General features: G+C 31.2%; 1 protein-coding gene. It reads right to left on the reverse strand.

Annotated elements, in window-relative coordinates; genetic code table 11:
- Positions 1 to 202 (reverse strand): hypothetical protein (locus tag V7164_RS18980; RefSeq protein ID WP_335354914.1); only part of this gene is annotated, 202 nt, incomplete at both ends.

Here is a 202-nt window from a genome sequence, read left to right on the forward strand (position 1 = left end):
CTCCTGAATTCTCCACAGTATTTTCCCATTGAAACTAACACCATATACATTGTCTAAAGTATGATCATCCATTGGAATGTTTAGCAGAACGATAACGACATTATTTACAACTTTTATTTCTTGAATACTTTTATCAAATTGTAAATTGTTTTTACCAATGGTTAACTCATTGCCTGCAAAAGTCACTGAATCCACTGAATTT

Source organism: Bacillus sp. JJ1474 (assembly GCF_036965225.1).
In the GTDB taxonomy this organism is placed as follows: Bacteria; Bacillota; Bacilli; order Bacillales; family Cytobacillaceae; genus Cytobacillus.